The following is a 25403-nucleotide window of genomic DNA, read 5'->3' as shown; positions in this document are numbered from 1 at the left end:
ACACCGTCAGTTCGATAGTCCGAGTTGGGTCAAAATGCGATGTGATCGTGCTGACAAAGCACGACCGCTTCCACCCTCGAACCGGACACGGGCGGCCTCTGATCGTGAGCTTGCCGCGGATGATTTGGTCGGACGCGCAAGGTCCCTTGCGAAAAATATTTCGCTCACCCCGTCGGGCAAATCATCTCTACAAGCCCGCGCCATCCCGTGCTCGCCAGAGGGGCGTTTGGCCGATCGTCACGAACGTTGGGCGCAGGATGCGATGGACGCGTTGGTGCTGCCAGACGAGCGGCGCCGGTCGCGGACGGCGAAGTCGTGTGGTCTTGATGCCTCGACGCTGGTATCAACTCAGTGACAATGCTGACGCATTGCACTGGGGATGGTGACAAGAAAGCCCGATCACCAGAGAGAGCACGAAGGAAGCCGTTAAAACCATTGCGCAGGGAATGCCGGATGTTTCGGCGAACCTGTGGTGACTAACTTGTGTGCTTTCTTCCCTTGCACACAAGGCTGCGGGTGAGCCTGATCACCTGGCATTCCCTGCGCCCTCTCTGTTCGTTCGAGGGCGATGTTCGAGCAAGACTCATGGCGCAATCGCGCCGTGAGAATGCGAGCGCACGTCCGCTGTTTGAAGCGTGAACCGGAAATTGCAACGCGGGCTGGTGCTTGCCCCGCGCCGTACCGATGTGGGCTGTACTTCTTATCTTTCTCTGTAAGGGGAGGGGATCAGAAGCACCCGCGTAAACGGCTAGCTCTGCCGCTGGCTGGAAGAGGGCGTCACGCCCTTCTTGTTTCCAACGCCATCCGCATCGCCAGCCCGGCAAGCACCGTGCCCATCAACCAGCGCTGCACCAACAGCCAGGTCGGTCGGGTGCCGAGGAAGCGGGCGATCGCCCCGGCGCCGAGCGCGATCATGGCGTTGACGCTGACACTGATCGCGATCTGGATCGACCCGAGCAGCAGCGATTGCGTCAGCACGCTGCCCTGCGAAGGGTCGATGAATTGCGGCAGCAGCGCGAGATAGAGCATGGCGATCTTGGGATTGAGGAGATTGGTCACAAACCCCATCGCGAACAGTTTGCGCGGGCCGTCGACCTGCAGCGCCTTCACCTGAAACGGCGAACGGCCGCCGGGCTTCAATGCCTGCCAGGCGAGCCACAACAGATACGCAGCACCCGAAAGGCGGAGGGCGTCGTAGGCGTAGGGCACGGCGAACAACAGTGCGGTGATGCCGAAAGCTGCGCACAGCATGTAGAAGACGAAGCCGAGCGCGACGCCGCCGAGCGAAACGATGCCGGCGGCCGGTCCCTGGGTCAGCGAGCGGGAAATCAGATAGATCATGTTCGGCCCGGGCGTCAGCACCATGCCGAAGGCAACCAGGGCAAAGCCGAGCGAAGCAGTCAAATGAGGCATCGTCTCCCCGCGAATGAATACAAGATGAAATAGCGCGCTTTGGCATGCGACGCCATTTCGCAAACGACATGGATGATGGTCGAATATTTCAAGGAAGGCGCGGCGGCGGCGCGTTTACTCCAGCCGCTTGATCGCGGTGACCTCGTTGCCGGCTGCCGCAATGCGGGCGATCGCCTCACGGGTGTTTTCGATGGTCGTCGCCATATGGTGCGCATTGGCGTGAACGATCGTCTGAGTGTCGCGGGCGAGCGCAACATGGCCCTTCCAGAAGATCAGGTCGCCGCGCCTGAACTCTTTCGCCCCTTGCGGGCTGAGCTCGCGGCCGAGCTCATCCTGCTGCATGTCGCTGTCGCGCGGACAGCGGATGCCGGCGGCGACGAGCGAGAGTTGGACGAGGCCGGAGCAGTCGATCCCGAGGCTGCTCTTGCCGCCCCACAAATAGGGTGTGCCGACGAACTGCTCGGCCACCGCGACGAAGTCGGCCGCATAGCTGTCGAGGAGGCCAAGGTGCTGGCCGGGCAGGTACCAGCCTTCGCTCGTCACAGCGAACGGGCCTTCCTCGTCCAGCACCGTGAGCCGTGCCTCCATCGTCAGCGTTTCGACCGGCGGCAGTTTGATCGAGGGACCCGGAAAGGCAAAGGTCCGCAGAACCGTGATCCTATGGGTCGGCGATGTCGCCGGCTTCCTCAGTGCACTGTCCGGAAGCCAGCCGACATAACCGTCGCTGCCAAGCTGGCCCCAGGCCCAGCCCTCGCCATTGCGGTCATAAATCGTGACCCGCTCGCCTTTGAGCGCCTGGGTCATGAGCTCCGCATCAGGGGAAGGCGCGCGGCGGAGCGGCACCAGCGGCTGCGATATTTCGAATTCCTCGCCCGCGACGAAACGTGCTGCCTTCACCTTGCCTTGAAGGTATTTCGCGGCGATGTCACCTCGTGCCGGCGTGAGACGTGGATCATCATCCATAGCGGGCACTCAGCAGGCGATAGATGGCGCGCGCCGCCTGGCATTCGCCGCCTTCGGGACGCCCCGGCTTGGCGCTCGGCGTCCATCCGTAGATGTCAACATGCAGCCAGCTTTTGGCGGTCCCGACGAAGCGCTGGAGAAACAGCGCGCAGGTGATCGAACCGGCAAAGCCGCCCGAAGGTGCGTTGTTGATATCGGCCATTTTCGAGTCGAGCCAGCTATCGTAGGGCGGCCACAAGGGCAGCCGCCATAACGGATCGTTCTCTTGTTTGGCGCAAGCCGACAGTCGCTCCGCGAGCGCTTCGTCACTGGTGTAAAACGGCGGCAGATCGGGTCCAAGCGCGACCCTCGCCGCCCCCGTCAACGTGCCAAGATCGATCAACAGATCCGGCTTCTCCTCATCGGCGAGCGCCAGCGCGTCGGCCAGTACGAGCCGCCCTTCCGCATCGGTATTGCCGACCTCGACGGTCAAACCCTTCCGCGAGGTGAAGATATCGAGGGGGCGGAACGCATTGCCGGCCACCGCATTCTCGACCGCCGGGATCAGGACGCGGAGCCGGACCTTCAGCGCGGCATCCATCACCATCTGCGCCAGTGCGAGCACGTTGGCGGCGCCGCCCATATCCTTCTTCATGATCAGCATGCTGCTGGAAGGTTTCAGGTCGAGCCCGCCGGTATCAAAGCAGACGCCCTTGCCGACCAGCGTCACCTTGGGATGAGATGGATCACCCCAGGTGAAATCGATCAGGCGCGGCGCGCGCTCCGAGGCCATGCCGACAGCGTGAATCAACGGAAAGTTCTGTCGGGTCAAATCGTCGCCAACCACGCAGGTAAACTTGGCGTCGAAACGCTGCGCCAGGTCTTGTGCGGCCTCTGCAAGTTCTTGCGGTCCCATGTCATTGGACGGCGTGTTAATGAGATCGCGCGCTAGCGTTGCCGCCTCCGCCATCCGCGCGACATCGGCGATATCGACACCATCCGGCGGCACCAGCTTGACCTCAGGCCTTTCCGATTTTCGGTACCGGCCAAAGCGATATCCGCCGAGGGCAAAGGCAAGTGTCGCCAGATGGGCCTGTTCGGCAGCCACATTGGCGAAACGATAGACGCCCGGCGGCAACAGACTGGGTAATTGGCCCGTCCTGAACGGGTCGCGATATTTGGCGGTTGCATCTTCGAGCCCGAACAAGACCTGTGCGATCTCGCCGGTGGCCGTGGGCAGCGCGAGCCAGGCCCCTGGCTTGGCCGTAAATCCGCTGGCGCGGGCAAATTGCCGGGAGGGCTCGGGAAGATTGGCAGAGATCGCCTCCCATGTCGCCTTGGTTACGAAACTAATTGGGATAGCCGGCGTTGCGGGGGCGGTCTCAAACGCTGAATGCATGCTCTTCTCGCTGTTCGCCGTCGTCGATTTCTCAAGGTTTTATAATGGCACAGGGCGTCGAACCAGAGCGAGCGACGAAACTGACAGGAGCATCAGATTTGCTGCACCAGGGCGGAGGGGGCGCCCGACGGGGGCCGCGCGTTAACCCGGCATTAGGGTTAACAGACTATTGCTGGCTCAACCCGGCGGGTTCCGCCGTCCATCCGTGAGTCATGGCCCATGCGTCAGCGATCCAATCGTGCCCGGCTTCTTGCATCCGTGGCCGCGGCAGCGATTTTCGCCGCCGGGCTTGGGGGCTGTCAGACCATGTCTGATGTTACCGGATCGATATCGCCGAATGGCCCGGCCAGCGCCGATCCCGATCCGCGTCAGGCGGTGGAAGTCACCGGCGAACGCTATCGTGCCGACCCCAAGAATGTCGAAGCCGCCCTCGCGTATGGCCAGGCGCTCCGTGCTGCGGGGCAGCGCAGCCAGGCGGCGGCCGTGCTCGAGCAGGCCACGATCGCCCATCCGGGTGACAAAGCACTGCTTGCGGCCTGGGGCCGCGCGCTGGTCGACAACGGCAACTTCCAGGAGGGGCTCGACGTCCTCGGCCGCGCGCACTCGCCCGATAATCCCGACTGGCGGCTTCTCTCGGTGCAGGGAACCGCTCTCGATCAACTGGGCCGTCACGAGGACGCCCGCCGCTATTACGAAAGTGCCCTCAAGATCGTACCCGACGAACCGACGGTGCTGTCGAATCTCGGCCTGTCCTACATGCTGTCGAAGAATCTGCCCAAGGCAGAGGAAGTGCTGCGCCAGGCCTACGCCAGCGGCCGTGCCGATGCGCGCGTGCGGCAGAATCTGGCGCTCGTCGTAGGTCTGCAAGGTCGCTTTGCCGAAGCCGAACAAATCGTGCGCGCCGATCTTCCCCCGCAGGAGGCGGCCGCCAACGTCGCCTATCTCAAGCAGATGCTGAACCGGAAGGACGATCCGCGTTCGGGCAGCGCAGCCAAATTGCCCATGGCCTCCCTCAGCCGTCCGGAGTGACGGCGTCCCCGGCTTCATCCGTCCGCAGCGACCCACCGCGCCCCGGCCTGTTTGCCGGGCCGATGACAAACACGAGCCATGGTGCGCAGCGGTGCACTCGAGAATCTTGAGAGGCCTGGTCCGGGCCTCTCATTGGTCCGCGCGTCGCGCGGACCTGTCGGTACCTTCCGGAACGAGATTAGGGGGAGCGGCGCACCGCCTGCGGCGCGGCTTACTGCATCGCTGCGATCTTGATGCCGGTCGGCCCGAGAATGACAACGAACAGCACCGGCAGGAAGAAGAGGATCATCGGCACCGTCAGCTTCGGCGGCAAGGCGGCCGCCTTCTTCTCGGCCTCGTTCATGCGCATGTCGCGATTTTCCTGCGCCATGACGCGCAAGCTCTGGCCGAGCGGCGTTCCATAGCGCTCGGACTGCTGAAGCGCCAGACAGACCGACTTCACACCTTCCACGCCGGTACGTCGGGCGAGGTTTTCGTAGGCGACCTTGCGGTCCTGCAGGTAGGAGAGTTCGGCCGTGGTGAGCGTGAATTCCTCCGCCAGCGCCACCGATTGGGTCGCGATTTCGATGCTGACCCTGCGGAACGCGGCTTCGATCGACATGCCGGATTCGATACAGATCAGCAACAGGTCGAGGGCGTCCGGAAAGGCGCGCTTGATCGATAGTTGACGTTTGGAAATTGCATTCTTCAGAAACAGCATCGGGGCCTGCAGACCGAAATAGGCGGCCCCGATACAGATGCCGATCTTGATCGGAAAAGACTTTTGCATATGCGATATCACGAAGACGTAGAGAATAGCCGCGACGAACAGCAGGATCGGCGATACCAGGCGGAAAAACAGGAAGGTGACATAGGGCGCGTGACCGCGATAGCCCGCCTGGATGAGCTTGTCGCGCGCTGCCTCTTGCGCCAGCCACTTCCCGAGGTTGAAATCCTCCACCACCTTTGAGACGATCTGCTTCGGCGTCTGGCGCAGCGTCACCTTCTCGCTCTTGTTAAGGCGTTCGCGTTCACGCGCCCGGATCCGCTCGCGCTCGCTGGCGACCGCCTTCATGCGTTTGGATAATGCCTCGCCGGCGAATAGCGGCATGATCAGCGTATAGGCGGTGGCGCTGACCGCGATAGCGGCGAGCAGCATGGTCATGAAATGGGCGTCGTGGAGCTTGTCGACCAGAAAGCTAATCATGCGGCACCGTCAGAAATCGAAGTTGATCATTTTCTTCATCACGAGGATGCCGATCGACATCCAGATGACACAGCCCACGAGCATCAGCTGGCCGGTCGGATGGGTCCACAACAGCGAGATGTAGTCGGGCGTGGTCATGTAGACGAGCAGCATGACGATCGGCGGCAATGAGCCGATGATGCCGGCCGAAGCCTTGGCTTCCATCGACATCGCCTGAATCTTCTCGGCCATCTTCTTGCGGTCGCGCAGCACCTTGGAGAGATTGCCGAGCGCTTCGGAGAGGTTGCCGCCGGACTTCTGCTGGATAGCAATGACAATGCCGAAGAAATTAGCCTCCGGCACCGGCATGCGTTCGAACAGCCGTCCGCAGGCTTCCCCGAGCGGCATACCGATGGCCTGCGTCTCGATGATGGCGTTGAATTCCGATTTCAGCGGCTCCGGCGAGTCGGCCGCAACCACCTTGAGCGATTCAAACAGCGGCAGGCCGGCCTTGATGCCGCGCACGATGACGTCGACGGCATCGGGCAGCGCGCGCAAAAAGGCCTTCTCGCGGCGCTTCTTCAGAAATCCCAAAAGCCAGCGAGGCAGGCCGAAGCCGGCGGCAAAAGCCATGCCGACAGCCGCTAGCAGGCCGCCCTTCACCAGCATGGCTCCGGCAAAGGCAACGACGGCGAGAACGGCGGACACGATCATGAATTTCTGTGGCGACCAGTCGAGCCCGGCCTGGGTGAGGCGGGTGGTCAAGGTCACCTTGGAATCCTTCGCGCGCCTGGCTTCGGCTTCCTTGAGCGTTCCTTCGACCTGTTCGCGGCGGGATCGCTGCTCCTTTTGCGCCTGACGGGTGGCTACCGGTTCCGACTTGGCGATGGAGGCGCGCCGGCTTTCCGCCTTTCGTTCCCCCGACAGCAGCGGATAGATAAAGACCCAGGCGACGCCGCCGATCGCGGCGGTGGCAAGAAAGGCCAGTGAAAGTGCTTGCATCTTCATGGCGCTCTCCTCAATTCGGCGCAGCCGCTTCGGCGGCGTCGATGGCGGCAGCAAGCCGCTTCTCTTCGCCGTAGTAACGGGCACGCTCCCAGAAACGCGGCCTACCGATGCCGGTCGAGCGGTGACGGCCAATGATCTTGCCGTTCGCGTCCTCGCCGATCATGTCGTAGAGAAAGACGTCCTGGGTGATGATGGTGTCGCCTTCCATGCCCATCACCTCGGTAATGTGCGTGATCCGCCGCGAACCATCGCGCAGGCGGGCGGCCTGGATGATGACGTCGATTGAGGCGCAGATCATTTCGCGGATTGTTCGCGAGGGTAGCGAGAAGCCGCCCATGGTGATCATGGATTCGCAGCGCGACAGGGCTTCGCGGGGATTGTTGGCATGCAGAGTTCCCATTGATCCGTCGTGGCCCGTGTTCATGGCCTGCAGGAGGTCGAACGCCTCCGGTCCGCGGACTTCGCCGACGATGATGCGTTCGGGCCGCATACGCAGACAGTTGCGGACCAGTTCGCGCATGGTGATCTGGCCTTCGCCTTCAATGTTCGGCGGCCGGGTTTCCAACCGCACCACATGCGGCTGCTGCAACTGGAGTTCGGCGGCGTCTTCGCAAGTGATGATGCGCTCTTCATCATCGATATAGTTGGTAAGGCAGTTGAGAAGAGTCGTCTTGCCCGAGCCTGTACCGCCGGAAATCAGCACGTTGCAGCGGCAGCGGCCGATGATTTGCAGGATTTCCGCGCCTTCCTTCGAAATCGCGCCGAACTTGACCAATTGGTCGAGGGTCAGCTTGTCCTTCTTGAATTTGCGGATCGTGAGCGCGGGGCCGTCAAGGGCGAGGGGCGGGACGATGGCGTTGACGCGCGAGCCGTCCGCAAGACGCGCGTCACAGATCGGCGAGGATTCGTCGACACGCCGGCCAACCTGGCTGACAATGCGCTGGCAGATATTGAGCAGTTGCTGGTTGTCGCGGAAACGGATTCCGGTGCGCTGGATCTTGCCGGCGACTTCGATATAGACCGTGCCGGCACCATTGACCATGATATCGGCGATATCGTCGCGGGCAAGAAGCGGCTCAAGCGGGCCGTAACCCAGGACGTCGTTGCAGATGTCATCGAGCAGTTCTTCCTGCTCGGCGATCGACATCACGATGTTCTTGATCGCGATGATTTCGTTGACAATGTCGCGGATTTCTTCCCGTGCCGATTCACCGTCCAGCTTGGCTAGCTGGGCAAGGTCGATGGCCTCGATCAGTGCGCCGAAGATCGTCGCTTTGACTTGGTAGTAGCTGTCGGACTTGCGTGTTTCCGCGGGCGGCGGCGGAGCAGACGGCTTGGCGGGCGCCAGTGGTGGCGAAGCCACGGCCGGCGGCGGCGCGGGGCGGGGCGCCAACGCCGCGGCGGAGGCAGACGGCTCCGATGCGGCGGCCGGAGGCCGTAGGCTTCTCGGATCGTCTGTTCCGTTACGCTTACCAAACACGACTAAACTCCCGGGCAGTCAGATTACTTCGACCGTAATTTCTCGATCAGAGGTGACAGGAACGAGCCCCGCGGCTTTTTGGTCTCGCCGCGGCCGGTGAGCCGCTGCGCGATTTGCCGGAACATTTCGGTACTACGATGACTTTCCGAGATTTCCGCGACCATCTGGCCGTTATTGGCGGCTGCGCCGAACATCTGCGGATCGAACGGGATCGCCACGATCGGCTCGCTTTCGATCGCCTTGGCGAATTCGCCGGCGTTGATCTCCGGCCGCTTGGGAATGCCGACCTGGTTAAGACAATACAGCGGCGCCCGATCATTGGGCCTCGCTGCCTTCAGGAGATCGAAAATATTCTTGGTGTTGCGCAGATTGGCGAGATCGGGTGCTGCGACGATCAGGATATCGTCAGCGGCGACCAGCGCACGCTTGGTCCAGCCAGACCATTGATGCGGGACATCGAGTACGATGCACGGCATGGAGGAGCGAAGCGTGTCGAAGATGGAATCGAAAGCCTCCGCGCCGAAATCATAGACCCGATCAAGCGTCGCCGGCGCCGCCAGCAGGCTGAGGTGGTCGGTACATTTCGACAGCAGGCGATCGATAAAGGCGGTGTCGACGCGGTCGGGCGAGAACACCGCGTCCGCGATTCCTTGCGGCGGATCCTGGTTGTAGTCGAGGCCGGCGGTGCCGAAGGCGAGGTCGAGATCGGCGACCACTGAATCCAGCGCCAGGTCGCGCGCGATCGCCCAGGCCACGTTATGGGCGACGGTCGATGCGCCGACGCCGCCCTTGGCGCCGACGATGGCGATGATGCGGCCCACGGCCTTCGCCTCCGGCGAGGAAAACAGACCGCAGACGGAGCGCACCACGTCCAGCGTGGTGATCGGGGCGATCACATAGTCGCTGACGCCACGCCGCACCAGTTCGCGATACAGCGTGACGTCGTTGATCCGGCCGATCACGATCACCCGCGTACCGGAATCGCAAACGGAAGCAAGCTGGTCGAGGCCGGCGAGAATGTCGTTGCGCCCCTCGGTCTCCAGAATGATCACATTCGGCGTCGGCGCAGTTCGGTAGGCTTCGATCGCAGCCGCCATGCCGCCCATCTGGATCTTCAGATGTGCCTTCGCAAGCCGGCGGTCCTCGCCCGCCGACTGCACGGCTGCGGCGGTTTCGACCGTCTCGCAAAAGGCCTGCACCGATACCCGTGGTGCGGGCGCGATGTGGTCCTCCGCCGGCGCCGCCGTTTCCGGCTGTTCTTGGTTCTGACGCGCGTAACTGATCATTTGCCTGTGTCGCTGAGTTTGGCCTTGTCGGATTCCGGATAATTGGTCGCGGTGCTCGTACCCTTGCGATACTTTTCGAAGCCTTCGGAGCGGCGCGGAGTGTAGGGAGGTGTTTCGGAGCGCGGCTGTACGAGGTCCGCCGGGTTGTCGACCATCGCGGCCATGTTGCGCTGATAGGCGCAGCCGAAATTGTAGTAGGGCTTGTTCTCCAGATAGCCCTTGTCCTTGATCGAGGGACCGAGATCTTCGGGCCACAATCCGCATGGGCCGGCTGTCGCCGTGATCTTCGGATAACTCAGGCGCAGCGTCGCCATCTGGCGTGGATTGCTCGGATGATAGTCGTGCATGACGATGCCGCGCGGCGGCACACCAGCCGCCGCCAGCAGCGACTGGACTTCCCGGAACGCGTCGGCGGCTGCCCGTGCATTGGGCGTGCCCACCGGCACGTCGGCCACGATCGCGCCGGTCCCCTCCTGCAGCCAGATCTGGGCAAGCCCCATCACGTCGGCGCGTTGTTCTGCCGACAACCCTCCACGCGCCTGGCCGACGAAAATCACGACGGAGCGATTGGCTTCCTGGATCACGATCGGATGACGAAGGCGATAATCGTCCGGAACGCTCGCCGTCGTCGCGACCTCGTCCGTGTGCGTACAGGCGCCGAGTGCGGTTGCGAGACCCAGAAGCGCCCCCGCGATACGGATGGCGCGCCGGTATTCGACGGGTGTGCTGGCTGTCATGGTCTTCGTCCTTGTCCCCGCCTTAATCCGTGATGAAGCCATAGGTGCCGCGATAGTTCTGGACGGGCTCGTTGCGGCCAGGAACGCCATAGATGCGGTTGATGTTGCCGAGCAGATCGGATTGCGGGTCCGAGGCCGAGGCGAAGCCGTCGTCCGGACGGGACAAATCCTTTTGCGCGACGGCCCGAACGATGTAAGGCGTCACAATGACCATCAACTCGGTCTGGTGACTTTGATAGTCTCGACTGCGGAACAGGGTACCCAGGACCGGGACCTGTGAAAGCCCGGGCAGGCCGTTGATCGCCTGCTTGGTCTGATCCTGGATCAGGCCGGCCATCGCCATCGCGCCACCCGAGGGAATTTCCAGCGTCGTTTCGGCGCGACGGGTCTTGATCGAGGGAATCGTCGAGCCGCCGGCTCCGCCTTGCAGGGCGTTTTCGTTGGAGATTTCCGACACCTCGGTCATCACTCGCAGGCTGATCCGTCCTTGGGTCAGCACAACGGGCGTGAAATTCAGCGAAATACCGAATTTTTTGAAACTCACAGTCTGGACGCAGTCTCCGATCGCGCCCCCTGTTGTCGTTTGGCAGGTGACGCCGGTCGGAATTGGAAATTCGCCGCCCGAGATAAAGGTCGCGGATTCACCGGAGATGGCCGTCAAGTTCGGCTCCGCCAGCGTTCGGACAACGCCTGCGCTCTCCATCGCCTGAAGGGTGGCGCTGACCGAAGGCACGGTCCCCCCTCCGAACTGACTCACGATTTGATTGCCGGAGACGAGCGGTCCGTTGCTGACCGTAAAGGGGGTGGTATTGTTGAAATTGACGACCGCGGTGCCGTAGTTGAACTGGCCGGAAAGATTGATGCCCAATTGCTTGATGATCGAGCGCGCGACTTCGGCGACCGTCACTTTCAGCATCACCTGGTCGCGGCCGCGAACCACGATGGAGTTCACCACCTTGTCGGCGCTTCCGGCCAGCCGTGCGGCGAGATCGACGGCCTGCTGCGCCTCGATCGGGTTCGCCGCCGTGCCGGTGAGAATCACGCTGTCGCCAACGCCGTCGATCTGAATATCGGCACTCGGCAATATCTGTTTAAGCGCGGCGCGGACGCCGTTGAGATCGCGTTTGACGGCGATGTCGTAGGCCGCAATCTGCTGGCCTGCCGAATCGAAGAAGATGATGTTGGTCTGGCCGATCGCCGCCCCGATGATGTAAGCGCGCTGAGCCGAACGCACGACCGCATTGGCAATCTTCGGGTCGGCGACGAGCACGTCTTTGATGTCCCGCGGCAGGTCGATGACGATCGACTTGCCGACGCCGAGCGAGAGAAACCGTGCGTTCATCTGGCCGTCGGCTGAAACCTGCGGAATCGGGTGGTAGTCGGCAGCCACCGCCGGAGTCAGGGCGGGATTGAGCACCATCGCCGCTGCGGCTGAAAAAGACAGGGCGCGGACCCGGAGGGTCCGCATCGGCAGCTGATTTTCCCTGCATTTCATTTCGTCTGGTCCCTTGATCACTTTTGAACCGTCGTGTGGTCAGTCACTCCGTAGCGAACTACATTGATGGTGCCGGTCACGCGAGACCGGTCATCGGCGGCGACCTCCACCTGGTTGGCGTCGGCCATGCTGCGCAAGGACAGCGACAGCGTGCCGGCTTGGCGCGCGGCGGCGAGGACTGGCACCTGCTCCGGTTTCAGCTCGAGCGTCACGGTCTTGCCAACCACGGAATTCGTCCCATCCTTTTCTTTCGGTGCCTGGTCGATGGCCAGAACGCGAATGTTCGCAAGTTTGACTTCGGAGATCACGATATCGCCGGTTGCCTTCGGATCCGGATTCTTTTCTCGGCGGGTCAGGACCACATCCACCCGGTCATTGGGCAGGATGAAGCCGCCGGCTCCCGTCTCCGCCGAAATCTCCGTCGACACCGCCCGCATTCCTTGCGGCAGGATCGCAGCCATGAAACCCGATCCGTCGGCTTTGATCAGTTTCGGCTCGCGGATCGGTTCGCCTGCGATGAAGGGCGACCGCGCGATCGAACCGGTAATTTCCTTGGTTGCGTCGGGCCGCTCATTGCGGCGAATGAACGATTTGCTGGCTGAAGCTGCCGGCCAGCTTTGCCATACCACGTCATTAGGCGTGACTTTCTGGCCGAGGTTGATGTCGGCTTTGGCCACTAGAACATCGACGGTCGGAAGCTGCGCCGCCGGCTGGGTCTGAGGCGGCGGCTTGCTGTCCGATCCACTGGCGAGGTAGGCCGCGACTCCGCCAGCGCCAAGGGCGATGGTCAGGACAATAATGCGTGCCCTATTCATACGCGTCACTTTCCACATTACGCCGCGACGCTTCCGTCGCGGTGATGGGAGTTGACCAGTTATTCGTCAAAGCATGGTTAATGAGGCGTATCTAAATCGCGTTAATGAGAGTTTACCTCTCGCGCGATCAGCCGATCAGGAGGCGTGCCAGGTCGACGGCTCTGATCCAGTCGGTCTCCGGATAAATCATCAGTGCGCCAATGGCGAGCGCGATGCCGTAGGGAATTCCGCTTTCCTTGGCGTGCAGCTTGAGCAGCCAAGGCTGACCCGCCAGCGCGTAGGGCAGCGGCCATTGCCTGAACTGAAGCAGCAGCAGCGTCAGGACTCCCCCGAAGAGGGAGGCGTAGACCAGATAATTGAGCAGATGGGCGAAACCGAACCAGAGAGCAGCCGCGGCCGCCACCTTGGCATCGCCGCCGCCGATCCAGCCGAACGCGAAGCAGGCGAAGGCCGCGACCAGCACGAGGCTGCCGGCCGCCAGGTGCATCAGGATGTCCGAAGGTGCCATGCCGCTGGCGAACGCGAGCACGAGGAAGCCGGCGGCGAGTGCGAGCGAAACACGATTGGAAATCGTCATGGTGAAGAGGTCGCTCGCGGCTGCGAACGCCATCAGGGCCGGGAACAGCGTCAGGCGAGCGACGTCAAGGATCATGAAGGGGGTGGGCCAGCGTGGATGTCAGAAATCGGACAGCTGGCGCCAACGCTATCGTTGATAAATGAACAATCGGAAAACGCCGGCGGGTCTAATTTTGGGATTGAATCCAATCCAGAGCTACCCAACTTGGTGCGTGACAGATCTGATGAGGACTGCGTTAACGGTGCTTCAACGGATGGGAGCCCGGCTCCCAAGGAGGCTCATGGTTAGAGATGCCGCTTCGCGGCTCCACGAGGAGGTTCGGGCCAGTGGGAATAGCTGCCCATTCTGCAGTGGCTATTTCGCGGTGCGCACATGCACGACGGCCCAGTCGTTGGCAAATACCCTGTGCCAGCCGTCGAGATGATCGAGCAGCCGCGCTGCGGCCGTCAACGGAGGCAGAACCGTGGCCTCGATCTTGTCCTCATCGAGAATGCGGAACAGCACGTTGGGATCCTGCAACGACACCGCGTTGAAATAATCGATGCCGAACTGTTCACCATAGAGTTCGGAGCGTCCATCAATGAACGGCGCGATGCCCTTCCAGATCATGTAGCCGCCGAGCATGTCCTCGTTGAACACCCGCGTTACATTTTGCGCGTGCAGCGCCGTGATCGCCGGCTGGTAGTGCTCATCGGCGGCGAGCCGGATCGGGCGCAGCTCGGCTGCGCCGACAATCAGCAACACCGCCGCGACAAACGCCGAAATCGTCGCCACGCTCCGGGATGCAGGAGCAGCGTCACGTGGCCAGCCGAACCTGTCGGCAAGCGGCGTCAGCAATACCAGCGGCAGCAGCAGCGCGGACACCTCGATGTGGCGATCATGGCTTAGGGCCATGTGCAGTAGCCCGAGTGCAAGGAGGATCCGCGTCGGCGGCAGCGTCACGCCAAGATAAAGCACCGCCGCGATCGCCAGCAGTAGGCAGACCTCGAAAGCGCCGACTTGCGCAAAGCTGACCGGCGCCCATTCGGGAATCAACGCCAGCACGCTGCCGAGATCGAGAATATTCCGTGCCGCGAACAGCGTGTCCCAGCCATAGGGCGTCGCACAGCAGGCGATCAGCGCGCCTACGCCAAACAAAGCCCATTTCAACGCGAGTATCTTGCGCTGAGGCGCTTGCGCATTCCACAGCGCATCGAAACCGATCGGGCCGACGAGTACGAGGCCAAGCAGGAAGCTGCCGTGAATATTGGCCCATAACGCGAGCAGCGGCAGCAGCCACAGCGACGGCGCGTCGCGGCGATCGGCCGCCGCGATGAGGCCGGCAACCCAGGCGACCATTACTGGCATTGCCAGCACATGCGGCCGTGCCAACAGATGGTGCTGCGCCAGCGCGAACGCGACCATCGCCACCACACCGGCCGCGGCGATGGATATCCGCGAACCTAGCCGCCGCACGAGCAGCGCGAACGCTGCCGCGATGGCGAGCGCGGTCACCGCGACGACGCCGGACCAACCGGCCAATTGGTAGGCGGCTGCGAACAGCGCCTGCGACAGCCACGACGATGACATCCAGGGCGTACCGGCCTTGGTCCAGGAATAGATGTCGACATGCGGCACCGCGTGCTGCGCGAGGATCCACGCGCCGACCTTGATCTGCCAGAGCGTATCGGTGTCGAGGAGCAGGTTGTTGCCCTGAAGTACGACCAGGGCGCCAATGATGACGGCGGCCCAGAACCAAGCCGGCGCGCGGATTAGGATCTGGGCCCGGCCGTCCATGAGGCCGCGTCCGCGCGCGCTGTCGATGCTCGTAAAGCTCATGGTGAGGACCCTGCCTGCCGGACCGCCAAAGGAAACGCTGGCCACGGGGTGGACGCCTCATGCAAGCAGGCACTAGATAATTTTCCGTGAATCGCGGCCGGCAGCGGCGCGTGATTTATGTTTTAAGTCCCTAAGATTGCGAGAGAAATATCAAGACGTCCCCATGCTGCGGCACGTGCTTGCCGACCAAGCCTATCGCAGCATGCAGTTCGTCAACGCACTCTTCCTTCGGGGAAGAACGATCGAGATCGTCAAACGGTCACAACCTGGGAACAAAGGCTCCCAAATATCGCGGCGATCGGTGGTCGAACGTCCTTTTGTTTGGCTCGGTCGATGCCATCGGCTTGCTGAAGACTTCGAAGTATCCGCCGTAACAGAAGTTGCCGGCTTCGCAGAATTACATTCGCATGGCGAATGGGCGGTAACACGGTAGCGAGCCTCAAATTCACGCCGCTGGCCAGCTGGCAATCCGGAAAGCGAGAAAGACGAGCGCCAGCATCAACGCGGCACAGACGATCGCCGCGGGCGAGGTAAGCCCGCTGCTTGGTCGAACCGATATTGGCTTTGGCGGAGCCGGCACCGCCGGAACGCTACGCATGATGTTATGCAACCGGCTATCAGATGAAAAAAAGGCCCCGGATCGACCGGGGCCTGATGTTCAAAGTCAACCGGCGCTTACTTCAGCGAGCTGTTGATCGAGCTGAACTTGGTATTCAGGTTGCTGCCGAGGCCGTTGACGACGGCGATAATGGCGAGAGAAATGCCGGCCGCGATGAGGCCATACTCAATCGCGGTCGCGCCGGACTGGTCCTTCACAAAACGCGCAATCAGATTCTTCATATGTAACTCCATGTGACACGTGGCTGGTCGAACTAACTGTGGTCTCGCCGGCGTTCTCAGCACCGTGACCGTGGCGCACGCTACGAGGGAACCGATTTCGGCACGGTTAATTCGACCGCGCAAAAAGCCGCAAACGGCGCAGTTCTTGGGCACAGTAAATTTGGCATTAACCGATCTGGGGAGTTTCGAACAAATCGGTGGGCGCCGCTTCGCCCATTAAAGAGAGATATCAATGCGCCGGACACGGCATTTTACGGCTCCTTAAGTCGCGAGGCGTACGCGTTGGATGATCGACGAAATGAGGCTGTCATGTTCAATCCGACGATGGAAGTCATCGAAATGCTTGGCCAGACCATCGCCAAGGTCGTGCCGATCACCATCGTACTGGCGCTTATATTTTCGCTGCTGGCCTATTTCTGGGCCTGCAATCCCGGAGCGCCCTGGTGGCGCAAGCGTGAGCTCGTCACCGATGTGTGCTACTGGTTCTTCGTGCCCTTGTTTGCCCGGGTGTTGCGGATCGGGCTGCTTGTGCTCGGAGCGGGCATCGTCTTCAACATTCATGGTGCCGACGACCTGATTGCATTCTACGACAATGGACATGGTCCGTTGTCCCAGCTGCCGCTCTGGGTGCAGGGGCTGCTGTTTCTCGTGCTCTCCGATTTCATGCTGTACTGGCTCCACCGCATGTTCCATGGCGGCGCGTTCTGGAAGTATCACGCGATCCATCACTCGTCCGAGGAGTTGGACTGGATTTCGGCGGCGCGCTTCCATCCGGTCAACCTGTTCATTGGAACGATTGCCGTGGATGTCATCCTGCTGATGGCCGGCATCTCGCCGGACGTCATGCTATGGGTCGGCCCGTTCACCACCTTCCATTCCGCCTTTGTGCATGCCAACCTGAACTGGACGCTGGGACCATTTAAGTATGTGCTGGCGACGCCGGTGTTTCATCGCTGGCATCATACGGCGCTGGAGGATGGCGGCGACACCAACTTCGCGGGTACATTTCCGATCTGGGATATTCTGTTCGGGACGTTCCGGATGCCGGAAGGCCGGCTGCCGCAGAATTACGGTCAGGACGATCCGCGCATTCCTAATGAAATTGTTGGGCAACTCGCTTACCCTTTTCGTCAGTAGGCCTCTGGGGGCCGGCGAAACCGGCCTCTATTTGCAGTTCATTCACTAATTGACGTCAGATTTGCCCCGTCGGGCGCCGGCTCCGCTGCGTATTGCTTTAGCCGGCTTGTTCATGTCCCGGGGTATCGTATGTCGTCTCTGTCCTTGCGTTTTTCGATGCGTTTCGTCCTTCTCGCGCTCGCGGTGGGAACGCTGATGCGGCCGGTTGCGGCCGCAGCGGAATCTTCGGCCGATGCCATCTCGGTGAATGTCGATCAGGCCAGGCTCGTGAAGCTGCCGGCCCGCGTTGCCACCATCGTGGTCGGCAACCCGCTGATTGCCGATGTCGCGCTGCAAGCTGGCGGCATCCTGGTCGTCACCGGAAAAGGCTATGGCGCCACCAATTTCATTGCAATGGACCGCGCCGGACAGGTGCTGGTGGATCGCCAGATCCAGGTCGAGGGTCCGACTGATCGGCTCATCACCGTCTATCGCGGCGTCGACCGCGAGTCCTATAGCTGCATGCCGATCTGCCAGCGCCGCGTCACGCTCGGCGATGGCGACACGTTCTTCAAAACGACAATGGAACAGGCCGGAAGTTTGAGCGGCCAAGCCAGCGCCAGCGCCGGAGCCGCTAAGCAATAGACGCAACGCGCGGAGCCCGGCTCGGTGCAGGAAAATAAAAGGCCGCGCAGCAAGCGCGGCCTTTGTTCATCCACAAGACCTGACCCAAACAGACCAAGTCCGGCGGCAGGTCATGCCGCCGGGATCTCAACGCAGGGCCAAGCTCAGCCGGCTGCGCGCAGGTTGTCGGCGGAAGACTTGCCGGAACGGCGATCGGCGACGATTTCGTAGCTGATCTTTTGGCCTTCACGCAGCGTGCCGAGGCCGGCGCGCTCGACAGCGCTGATGTGCACAAACACGTCATTGCCGCCGTCATCCGGTTGGATGAAGCCATAGCCCTTGGTTGCGTTAAACCACTTTACAGTTCCCATGCTCACGGGGTAGTCCCTTCTCAAGATAGACATAACTAAGCCCACAGACGCGGGCTGGTGGGATCGAATTTTTGGAAGGGTCGTCAGCGTCTAAACCGGCTGTACCGGTGGATAGCTAATGTCGTCCGGCCGAAAATCGATGCATTATATTATTCCAAAGTAGCGCCCCAAACAATCCTCAACGTGCGCGAATTTTTGGCCGCACCGCAGGCCCATGCCGCCTGAACGGAATGGGCCGTGACACGGTCCCGCCACGCACTTGAGAGATTCCTGAGGCTTATCTGCGGCGGAATTGGCCCCGCGGCGGCCCGCCGCGCTGGGCACCCCCGCCAGGTCCTGTGCCGCCGGGGCGCTCATCCTTGTGGCGGAAGATCAGTCGGCCTTTCTCCAGATCGTAGGGCGACATTTCGATCGTGACCCGGTCACCGGCCAGCGTCTTGATCCGGTTTTTCTTCATCTTGCCCGCGGTATACGCAACAATCTCGTGCCCCGCGTCGAGTTGGACTCGGTAGCGGGCATCGGGAAGGATTTCAGTGACCAGTCCTTCGAACTGGATCAGCTCTTCTTTAGCCATGTTTATCTCCAGGTCGATCGGCGTTAGCGCGACCGTTGGTTGCGATTGGGTTGGGCATTAGGGCGGCTTTCGCGATACAGAAAGCTGACGCCCTGCAATCCTTCGGCCTTGCCGCCGCCGTGCAAGGGGCGGTTCGGCTGCTGCCGATTGACCTCGTTCCGGCTGGTTTTTGAAGCGCCATTATTACCACCGCCGCGGTGGTGTCGGCGAGGGCCTTTCGATCCTCCTCCGGCATCATTTGCGCGGTTCGCATGCGCGCGTGTTGCAGGTCGTCCGCCGCGATGAGCCGCCGGCGGAGCCGCGTCGCGCTGGCCGGGCGTGCGCCGATCCTCCCGCGGCAAAGCGATGCGGATCAGCTTTTCAATATCGCGCAAATAAGCCAATTCCTCAGCCCCGGCGACCAGAGAGATGGCAACACCTTCGGCGCCGGCGCGCGCGGTGCGGCCGATGCGGTGAACGTAGGTTTCAGGCACGTTGGGCAGGTCGAAATTCACCACGTGACTGACGCCATCGACGTCGATCCCGCGGGCTGCAATGTCGGTGGCGACCAGCGTGCGGATGGCGCCGGACCGGAACGCCGCAAGAACCCTTTCGCGATGATTTTGCGACTTGTTGCCGTGGATGGCGTCCGCGGCGATGCCCGCGCGCACGAGGCCTTTGACCACTTTATCGGCGCCGTGCTTGGTCCGGGTAAAGACCAGCGCCCGCTCGACCGCTTCCGACTTGAGAAGCTCGGCGAGAAACGCGCCCTTGGCGGCGTGATCGACCTGGATGACCCGCTGGGCGATGCGTTCGGCCGTTGAGGAGACCGGCGTTACGGCGACCCGCGCGGGCTCTCGCAGCATTGCATCAGCCAGTTCAGCGATGTCCTTGGGCATTGTCGCCGAGAAGAACAACGTCTGCCGACGGACCGGCAGCTTGGCGACGATCTTCCGGATGTCATTGATGAAGCCCATGTCGAGCATCCGGTCGGCCTCGTCAAGCACGAGGAACTCGACCTGGCCGAGTTTCAGACCATTGCTCTGCACGAGATCGAGCAGCCGGCCCGGCGTCGCCACAAGGATCTCGACGCCCGGCATCAGGCTGCGAACCTGGCGTCCCATCGGAACGCCGCCGATCGCCAGCGCCGCGGTCGGCCGCATGTGCCGGCCATAGGTGTTGAAGCTGTCGAGAATCTGTCCTGACAATTCCCGGGTCGGACTCAGCACCAGCACGCGGCAGCTCTTGGGTTGTGGCTTAATCCTATTGGCCAGAATGCGATTCAGGATTGGAAGTGCGAAGGCCGCCGTCTTGCCGGTGCCTGTCTGGGCGATGCCGACGACGTCGCGGCCGGAGAGTGCGAGGGGAATGGTTTGAGCCTGGATGGGCGTGGGCGTCAGATATTTTTCTTCGTTGAGCGCACGCGAAATGGGATCGGCGAGGCCGAAATCCTGAAAGGAGGTCAAAATAGGGTACTTTCCATTGTAAGGCGCCAGCTGCCCGGCCCTGTGGGAGCGGCAGTGCGCGAAGCCTGAAAGACACCCGCGTGTACAGGGGTATCGTGATTGCTGGGATGAAGGGGCAAGCCAGAAGCCGTTGCAATGTCGCAAGGGCCAAAGAACACGCGGCTCGCGCTCGCCCGGTGTGATTCGGGCTTCCTGACATTCATATGGCGTATCAACACGGCGCTTTCAAGGTCGATGACGCCCGTGCCGATAGCAATGCTGGAAATCGCCGCGAAAGGGTTGATAAAGCCCCAGCCCCCCGCAAGCGAGCGCTGCCAAAATTTTGTGCCAGTAGCCGGTGATGGCGCTTCCGATGACTATAAATTAGTCAGTTTGTAGAAAAGGCATACATTTTCTCTGCACAAAAGTTGGCCGATAGGGCATTTTCCGCCGACCGAAAATTCTGATTCCATAATAAAACTAGAGGCTTAACTGGAAAGGAGGGCGTGGCACGGTTCTTGCGATCTCCTTAACGCAGGCGGCCGTGGGGCCGTTTTGCAAGCGTCAACGCCTGCGTCAGGGAGATGACATTTCATGCCTACATTATTTGCGCACAAGATCGCGACGCTGAACCGTCGCCGGTGGCTCGCCGCAGCCGCGGGACTGGCCCTAGGTCTGGCCGGGCTGTCCAACGCAAACGCCGCCGACGACACCATCAAGATCGGTATTCTGCACTCGCTCTCCGGCACCATGGCCATCAGCGAAACGACGCTGAAGGATGTGATGCTCATGCTCATCGATGAGCAGAACAAAAAGGGCGGTGTGCTCGGCAAGAAGCTTGAAGCCGTGGTCGTCGATCCCGCCTCGAACTGGCCGCTGTTCGCGGAAAAGGCCCGAGAGCTGATCACCAAGGACAAGGTTGCCGTCGTGTTCGGCTGCTGGACCTCGGTCTCACGCAAATCCGTACTGCCGGTGTTCAAGGAGCTGAACAGCATCCTATTCTATCCTGTCCAGTATGAGGGCGAGGAGAGCGAGCGCAACGTGTTCTACACGGGGGCTGCGCCGAACCAGCAGGCGATCCCGGCAGTCGACTACCTGATGAAGGAAGAGAAGGTGAAGCGCTGGGTGCTGGAAGGCACTGACTACGTCTATCCGCGCACCACCAACAAGATTCTTGAAGCGTATCTGAAGTCGAAGGGCGTCGCACCCGCCGACATCATGATCAACTATACCCCGTTCGGCTTCTCCGACTGGCAGACCGAGGTTTCCAAGATCAAGACTTTCGGCTCCGCAGGCAAGAAGACCGCGGTGGTGTCCACTATCAACGGTGACGCGAACGTTCCGTTCTACAAGGAGCTCGGCAACCAGGGCATCAAGGCCACCGATATTCCCGTTGTGGCGTTCTCGGTTGGTGAGGAGGAACTCGCCGGTATCGATACCAAGCCGCTGGTCGGCCATCTCGCCGCCTGGAATTACTTCGAGTCGATCAAGACCCCGGCAAACGAGAAGTTCATCAAGGAGTGGCACGCCTTCACCAAGAATGACAAGCGCACCACCAACGATCCGATGGAAGCCCATTACATCGGCTTCAACATGTGGGTGAAGGCGGTCGAGAAGGTGAAGTCGACGGATCCCGACAAGGTGATCGACGCGCTGCCCGGCATCGAGACGCCGAACCTGACCGGCGGCATCGCCAAGATGCTGCCCAACCACCACATCACCAAGCCGGTTTACATTGGTGAGATCAAGGCCAACGGCCAGTTCGACGTGGTGTGGAAGACGCCTGGCCTCGTACCCGGTGACGCCTGGTCGAAGGAGCTCGAAGGCTCCAAGGACCTGATAGGCGACTGGGTCGGCAAGAAGTGCGGCAACTTCAACGTCAAGACCAACAAGTGCCTGGGTTCAGACTCCTGACCTCGAGAGGTGATCCGACCGGGCGGGCTGCGCAACGAGAGCGCGGTTTGCCAGGCCGGTGCAGATAAACATCAAGACGGAAAGGCGGCGACGTCGCCGCCGCCTTTCCACCTATTTCCGCCGGGGTTGTCCAGTGGCCGCCAACGCCTTTGACCGTATTCGTTCGATCGTCCTCTCTGTCTTCCTGACTGTCGCCCTGACTGTGCCCGCGCTCGCGGGCGCCTTCGAAGATGGGGTCGCCAAATTCGCCAACGACGATTTTCCCGACACCGAAGAAGCGATTGGTCTGGTCGCGAACTCCGGCAATCCGCTGGCCTTTCCCATCATCAGCGCGCTTCAGGATGACCGGCTCTCGGCCGATCCGGATACCAAGAAGGTCTATATTACCCGACAGGACGGCAAGATCATCGATGCGGCGACGGGAGCCCCGGTAGACAAGTTGCCGGACAATGCCGCTTCCGTCCGGCTCAACAACCGGCTGCGCCGCAGCGTCGAGGCCGCGCTCGGCAGCCTGACCTTGCTGTCACCCGATCCCGCCAAACGGATTGCGGCGGCACGGTCGGTCTTCAAGTCGCATGAGGAAAGCGCGCTGCCGGTTGTCGAAGGGGCGCTGGCGAAAGAGACCAACAAGGCGGCGAAGGATGCATTTGCCGAGGCGCGCGCGGCGATCCTGCTCAACACATCCGGCATCAGCGATGCCGACAAGCTGGACGCCATCGCCACCGTCAAGGCGAGGGGCGATCAAGAGGCTCTTGCCCTGCTGACCGATCTTTCCGATCAGTCGCCTTTGGTGACCAAGGCGGCGGCGAGCGCGATCTCCTCGATTCAAAGCCGGCTCGCAGTCTGGTCCGCGGTGCAGAACGCATGGTACGGCCTTTCGCTGGGCTCGGTGCTGTTGCTGGCGGCGATTGGCCTTGCGATCACCTTTGGCGTCATGGGCGTCATCAATATGGCTCACGGCGAGATGGTGATGCTCGGAGCCTACACCACTTTCGTGGTGCAGGACGTCATCCGCACAAATCTCCCCGGCCTGTTCGACTATTCACTGTTTATCGCCGTGCCACTGGCCTTTCTGGTCGCGGGCGCGATCGGCGTCCTGATCGAGCGGACGATCATTCGTTTCCTCTATGGCCGGCCGCTTGAGACGTTGCTGGCGACCTGGGGCATTTCGCTCGTGCTGCAACAGGCAGTGCGCACCGCCTTCGGTCCCACCAACCGCGAAGTTGGCAATCCCTCCTGGATGAGCGGTGCCTTCGAGCTCGGCCAGATCACCATCACCTATAACCGCTTGTGGATACTGTGCTTCACGCTCGCGGTGTTTGCCATCCTGCTGGCCATGCTGCGCTATACCGCGCTCGGGCTGGAGATGCGGGCCGTGACGCAGAACCGCCGCATGGCGGCTTCGATGGGGATCGCGACCTCGCGAGTCGATGCCCTGACCTTTGGGCTGGGATCCGGCATTGCCGGAATCGCCGGCGTGGCGCTCTCGCAGATCGACAATGTCAGTCCCAATCTCGGCCAGAGCTACATCATCGATTCCTTCATGGTCGTGGTGTTCGGCGGCGTCGGCAATTTGTGGGGTACGCTGGTCGGTGCCTTCACCCTCGGCATTGCCAACAAGTTCCTCGAGCCGGTCGCCGGCGCCGTGCTTGGCAAGATCGCTATTCTGGTCTTGATCATTCTCTTCATCCAGAAGCGGCCGCGCGGCCTGTTCGCGCTCAAGGGACGGGCGGTAGAAGCATGATGCCGCACATCCTCACGCGTTCGCTGGACCGCGGCGCGACCCTGTTCGTCATCGTCGTCGCGGCCTTCGGCATTCTGATTCCACTGTCGAACCTGCTTTTGCCGTCCGGCTCGGCGTTCCAGGTGCCGACCTATCTGATGGCTTTGTTCGGCAAATACGCCTGCTATGCGGTGCTCGCGCTCTCGATCGACCTGATCTGGGGCTATTGCGGCATTCTCTCGCTCGGGCACGGTGCGTTCTTTGCACTCGGCGGCTACGCCATGGGCATGTACCTGATGCGCCAGATCGGCAGCCGCGGCGTGTACGGCAATCCGATCCTGCCCGACTTCATGGTGTTCCTGAACTATCCGAAACTGCCGTGGTACTGGCACGGCTTTGACATGTTCTGGTTTGCCGCGCTGATGGTCATCGTGGTGCCGGGACTGCTCGCCTTCTGCTTTGGATGGCTGGCGTTCCGCTCCCGCGTCACCGGCGTCTATCTCTCGATCATCACCCAGGCGATGACGTATGCCTTGTTGCTCGCGTTCTTCCGCAACGATTTCGGATTTGGCGGCAATAACGGGCTGACCGACTTCAAGGATATCCTGGGCTTCAACGTGCAGGCGGATGGGACCCGTGCCGCGCTGTTCGCGCTGAGCTGTCTCGCCATCATCGTCGCGTTCCTGATCTGCCGGGCCGTCGTCACCTCCAAGCTCGGCAAGGTGCTGATCGCGGTGCGCGACACCGAGAGCCGCACGCGCTTCCTCGGCTACCGGCCGGAGCGGTACAAGCTGTTCGTCTGGGTGCTGTCGGCGGTGATGGCCGGCATCGGCGGCGCGCTGTACGTGCCGCAGGTCGGCATCATCAACCCGGGCGAGTTCTCGCCGGCGAACTCCATCGAGAGCGTGATCTGGGTCGCGGTCGGCGGGCGCGGCACGCTGGTGGGTGCCGTGTTGGGGGCGGTGCTGGTGAATTTCGGCAAGACCGTGTTCACCGGGGCGTTGCCGGAGTTGTGGCTGTTCGCGCTGGGCGCGCTGTTCATCCTGGTCACGCTGTTGCTGCCGGGCGGCATCATGGGCCTGATCGGCCGCCCCGCCCGCCGCCCGAAGAACGTGACCCCGGCCGCGGAGCCCGCCGAATGACGACGCCGCATCACCATCAGGACACACTGCTGTATCTGGACGGCGTCAGCGTCAGCTTCGACGGGTTTCGCGCGCTCAACGCCCTCAGACTCGAGCTGGAACGCGGCGAGATGCGCGCGGTGATCGGCCCGAACGGTGCCGGCAAGACCACGATGATGGATGTTATCACCGGCAAGACGCGGCCCGATACCGGCCGCGTGGTGTTCGGCAAGGACACCGACCTCACGCGCCTCGACGAACCGGCCATCGCCGATCTCGGTATCGGCCGGAAGTTCCAGAAGCCGACGGTGTTCGAGCCGCACACGGTCTGGGACAATCTGCTGCTGGCACTCGCCGGCGACCGGCGGCCGCGCTTCACGCTCTGGGCGCGGCAGAGCAGCGAGGAGAGCGACCGGATCGAGGCGATCCTGAAAACCATCCGCCTCGGCGACCATCGCGGCCGCCGCGCCGGCGACCTCAGCCACGGCCAGAAACAGTGGCTGGAAATCGGCATGTTGCTCGCGCAGGAGCC

At 61.9% G+C, this 25403-nt stretch carries 23 protein-coding genes and 1 pseudogene; 8 read left to right on the top strand and 16 right to left on the bottom strand.

The genetic code is table 11. From position 1 onward, the window contains the following. Window positions 1-777: 777 nt before the first annotated feature. From NEZ08_RS04165 to NEZ08_RS04155, 3 genes are all read right to left on the bottom strand, one after another. A complete protein-coding gene (locus tag NEZ08_RS04165) occupies window positions 778-1413 on the bottom strand; it encodes a LysE family translocator (protein ID WP_298103930.1) in 636 nt (211 codons plus the stop codon). A gap of 114 nt (window positions 1414-1527) precedes the next feature. Next, window positions 1528-2376 carry an NlpC/P60 family protein gene (locus NEZ08_RS04160; RefSeq protein WP_298103927.1) on the bottom strand — a complete coding sequence of 283 codons (849 nt, stop codon included), beginning with the start codon at window positions 2374-2376 and terminating at the stop codon, window positions 1528-1530. After that, a complete protein-coding gene (locus tag NEZ08_RS04155) occupies window positions 2369-3754 on the bottom strand; it encodes a M17 family metallopeptidase (RefSeq protein WP_298103924.1) in 1386 nt (461 codons plus the stop codon). Before NEZ08_RS04155 ends, NEZ08_RS04160 begins: the two co-directional genes overlap by 8 nt. Window positions 3755-3973: 219 nt before the next feature. Between NEZ08_RS04155 and NEZ08_RS04150 the strand changes: the two genes are divergently transcribed. Further along, entirely contained in the window at window positions 3974-4783 is an 810-nt protein-coding gene (locus NEZ08_RS04150) for a tetratricopeptide repeat protein (RefSeq protein WP_298103920.1), read from the top strand. Between the two features lie 211 nt (window positions 4784-4994). Here NEZ08_RS04150 and NEZ08_RS04145 read toward each other — a convergent pair whose 3' ends face one another. From NEZ08_RS04145 to NEZ08_RS04105, 9 genes are all read right to left on the bottom strand, one after another. After that, window positions 4995-5969 carry a type II secretion system F family protein gene (locus NEZ08_RS04145; RefSeq protein WP_298103917.1) on the bottom strand — a complete coding sequence of 325 codons (975 nt, stop codon included), beginning with the start codon at window positions 5967-5969 and terminating at the stop codon, window positions 4995-4997. A 9-nt stretch (window positions 5970-5978) separates the two neighbouring features. Then, window positions 5979-6956 carry a type II secretion system F family protein gene (locus NEZ08_RS04140; protein WP_298103914.1) on the bottom strand — a complete coding sequence of 326 codons (978 nt, stop codon included), beginning with the start codon at window positions 6954-6956 and terminating at the stop codon, window positions 5979-5981. Between the two features lie 10 nt (window positions 6957-6966). Then, window positions 6967-8436 carry a CpaF family protein gene (locus NEZ08_RS04135; protein ID WP_298103911.1) on the bottom strand — a complete coding sequence of 490 codons (1470 nt, stop codon included), beginning with the start codon at window positions 8434-8436 and terminating at the stop codon, window positions 6967-6969. A 23-nt stretch (window positions 8437-8459) separates the two neighbouring features. Then, window positions 8460-9722 carry an AAA family ATPase gene (locus NEZ08_RS04130; RefSeq protein ID WP_298103908.1) on the bottom strand — a complete coding sequence of 421 codons (1263 nt, stop codon included), beginning with the start codon at window positions 9720-9722 and terminating at the stop codon, window positions 8460-8462. After that, a complete protein-coding gene (locus NEZ08_RS04125; RefSeq protein WP_298103905.1) occupies window positions 9719-10459 on the bottom strand; it encodes a CpaD family pilus assembly protein in 741 nt (246 codons plus the stop codon). The genes NEZ08_RS04130 and NEZ08_RS04125 overlap by 4 nt, the downstream gene beginning before the upstream one ends. A gap of 22 nt (window positions 10460-10481) precedes the next feature. Then, entirely contained in the window at window positions 10482-11954 is a 1473-nt protein-coding gene (locus NEZ08_RS04120) for a type II and III secretion system protein family protein (protein WP_298103902.1), read from the bottom strand. Between the two features lie 17 nt (window positions 11955-11971). Continuing rightward, entirely contained in the window at window positions 11972-12769 is a 798-nt protein-coding gene (gene cpaB / locus NEZ08_RS04115; RefSeq protein ID WP_298103899.1) for a Flp pilus assembly protein CpaB, read from the bottom strand. 127 nt (window positions 12770-12896) lie between these two features. Further along, window positions 12897-13421 carry a prepilin peptidase gene (locus NEZ08_RS04110; protein WP_298103895.1) on the bottom strand — a complete coding sequence of 175 codons (525 nt, stop codon included), beginning with the start codon at window positions 13419-13421 and terminating at the stop codon, window positions 12897-12899. Window positions 13422-13700: 279 nt separating this feature from the next. Further along, the gene (locus tag NEZ08_RS04105) at window positions 13701-15209 is read right to left on the bottom strand and encodes a hypothetical protein (RefSeq protein WP_298103893.1); all 1509 of its coding nucleotides are present in this window, start codon (window positions 15207-15209) and stop codon (window positions 13701-13703) included. A gap of 115 nt (window positions 15210-15324) precedes the next feature. Between NEZ08_RS04105 and NEZ08_RS04100 the strand changes: the two are divergent. Then, window positions 15325-15597: pseudogene (locus NEZ08_RS04100) on the top strand (IS5/IS1182 family transposase); the annotation flags it as partial. Window positions 15598-15839: 242 nt separating this feature from the next. Here NEZ08_RS04100 and NEZ08_RS04095 read toward each other — a convergent pair. Beyond that, complete coding sequence (locus tag NEZ08_RS04095) at window positions 15840-16004, bottom strand: Flp family type IVb pilin (protein ID WP_298103890.1); 165 nt, start codon at window positions 16002-16004, stop codon at window positions 15840-15842. 309 nt (window positions 16005-16313) lie between these two features. On the opposite strand from NEZ08_RS04095, the gene NEZ08_RS04090 reads away from it, so the two are divergent. Beyond that, window positions 16314-17141, top strand: a complete 828-nt coding sequence (locus NEZ08_RS04090; RefSeq protein ID WP_298103887.1) for a sterol desaturase family protein — start codon at window positions 16314-16316, stop codon at window positions 17139-17141. A gap of 195 nt (window positions 17142-17336) precedes the next feature. Further along, on the top strand, window positions 17337-17765 hold the full coding sequence (locus NEZ08_RS04085) for a pilus assembly protein N-terminal domain-containing protein (RefSeq protein WP_298103933.1): 429 nt from the start codon (window positions 17337-17339) through the stop codon (window positions 17763-17765). Between the two features lie 143 nt (window positions 17766-17908). On the opposite strand, the gene NEZ08_RS04080 is transcribed toward NEZ08_RS04085, so the two are convergent. The 3 genes from NEZ08_RS04080 to NEZ08_RS04070 form a co-directional block, all read right to left on the bottom strand. Next, on the bottom strand, window positions 17909-18121 hold the full coding sequence (locus NEZ08_RS04080) for a cold-shock protein (protein WP_002714433.1): 213 nt from the start codon (window positions 18119-18121) through the stop codon (window positions 17909-17911). Between the two features lie 271 nt (window positions 18122-18392). Continuing rightward, window positions 18393-18689 (bottom strand): translation initiation factor IF-1, encoded by a 297-nt coding sequence (infA, locus tag NEZ08_RS04075; protein ID WP_298103884.1) that lies wholly within the window; start codon window positions 18687-18689, stop codon window positions 18393-18395. 23 nt (window positions 18690-18712) lie between these two features. Next, window positions 18713-20134, bottom strand: coding sequence for a DEAD/DEAH box helicase (locus tag NEZ08_RS04070; RefSeq protein ID WP_298103881.1), 1422 nt, complete (start codon window positions 20132-20134; stop codon window positions 18713-18715). A 573-nt stretch (window positions 20135-20707) separates the two neighbouring features. Between NEZ08_RS04070 and urtA the strand changes: the two genes are divergently transcribed. The 4 genes from urtA to NEZ08_RS04050 all read left to right on the top strand — a co-directional run. After that, window positions 20708-22027, top strand: coding sequence for an urea ABC transporter substrate-binding protein (urtA, locus tag NEZ08_RS04065; RefSeq protein ID WP_298103879.1), 1320 nt, complete (start codon window positions 20708-20710; stop codon window positions 22025-22027). A gap of 133 nt (window positions 22028-22160) precedes the next feature. Beyond that, window positions 22161-23771 (top strand): urea ABC transporter permease subunit UrtB, encoded by a 1611-nt coding sequence (gene urtB / locus NEZ08_RS04060; protein WP_298103875.1) that lies wholly within the window; start codon window positions 22161-22163, stop codon window positions 23769-23771. After that, window positions 23768-24892: an urea ABC transporter permease subunit UrtC gene (urtC, locus tag NEZ08_RS04055; protein WP_298103872.1), complete on the top strand. Its 1125-nt coding sequence runs from the start codon at window positions 23768-23770 to the stop codon at window positions 24890-24892. Before urtB ends, urtC begins: the two co-directional genes overlap by 4 nt. Next, window positions 24889-25403 (top strand): ATP-binding cassette domain-containing protein (locus tag NEZ08_RS04050; RefSeq protein WP_298103869.1); only part of this gene is annotated, 515 nt, incomplete at its 3' end. The genes urtC and NEZ08_RS04050, both read left to right, overlap by 4 nt.

This window comes from Bradyrhizobium sp. (genome assembly GCF_027451485.1).
Taxonomy (GTDB): Bacteria; Pseudomonadota; Alphaproteobacteria; order Rhizobiales; family Xanthobacteraceae; genus Bradyrhizobium.
Note: the sequence above shows the minus strand (reverse complement) of the source record. Positions and strands in the feature narration are given on the sequence as shown.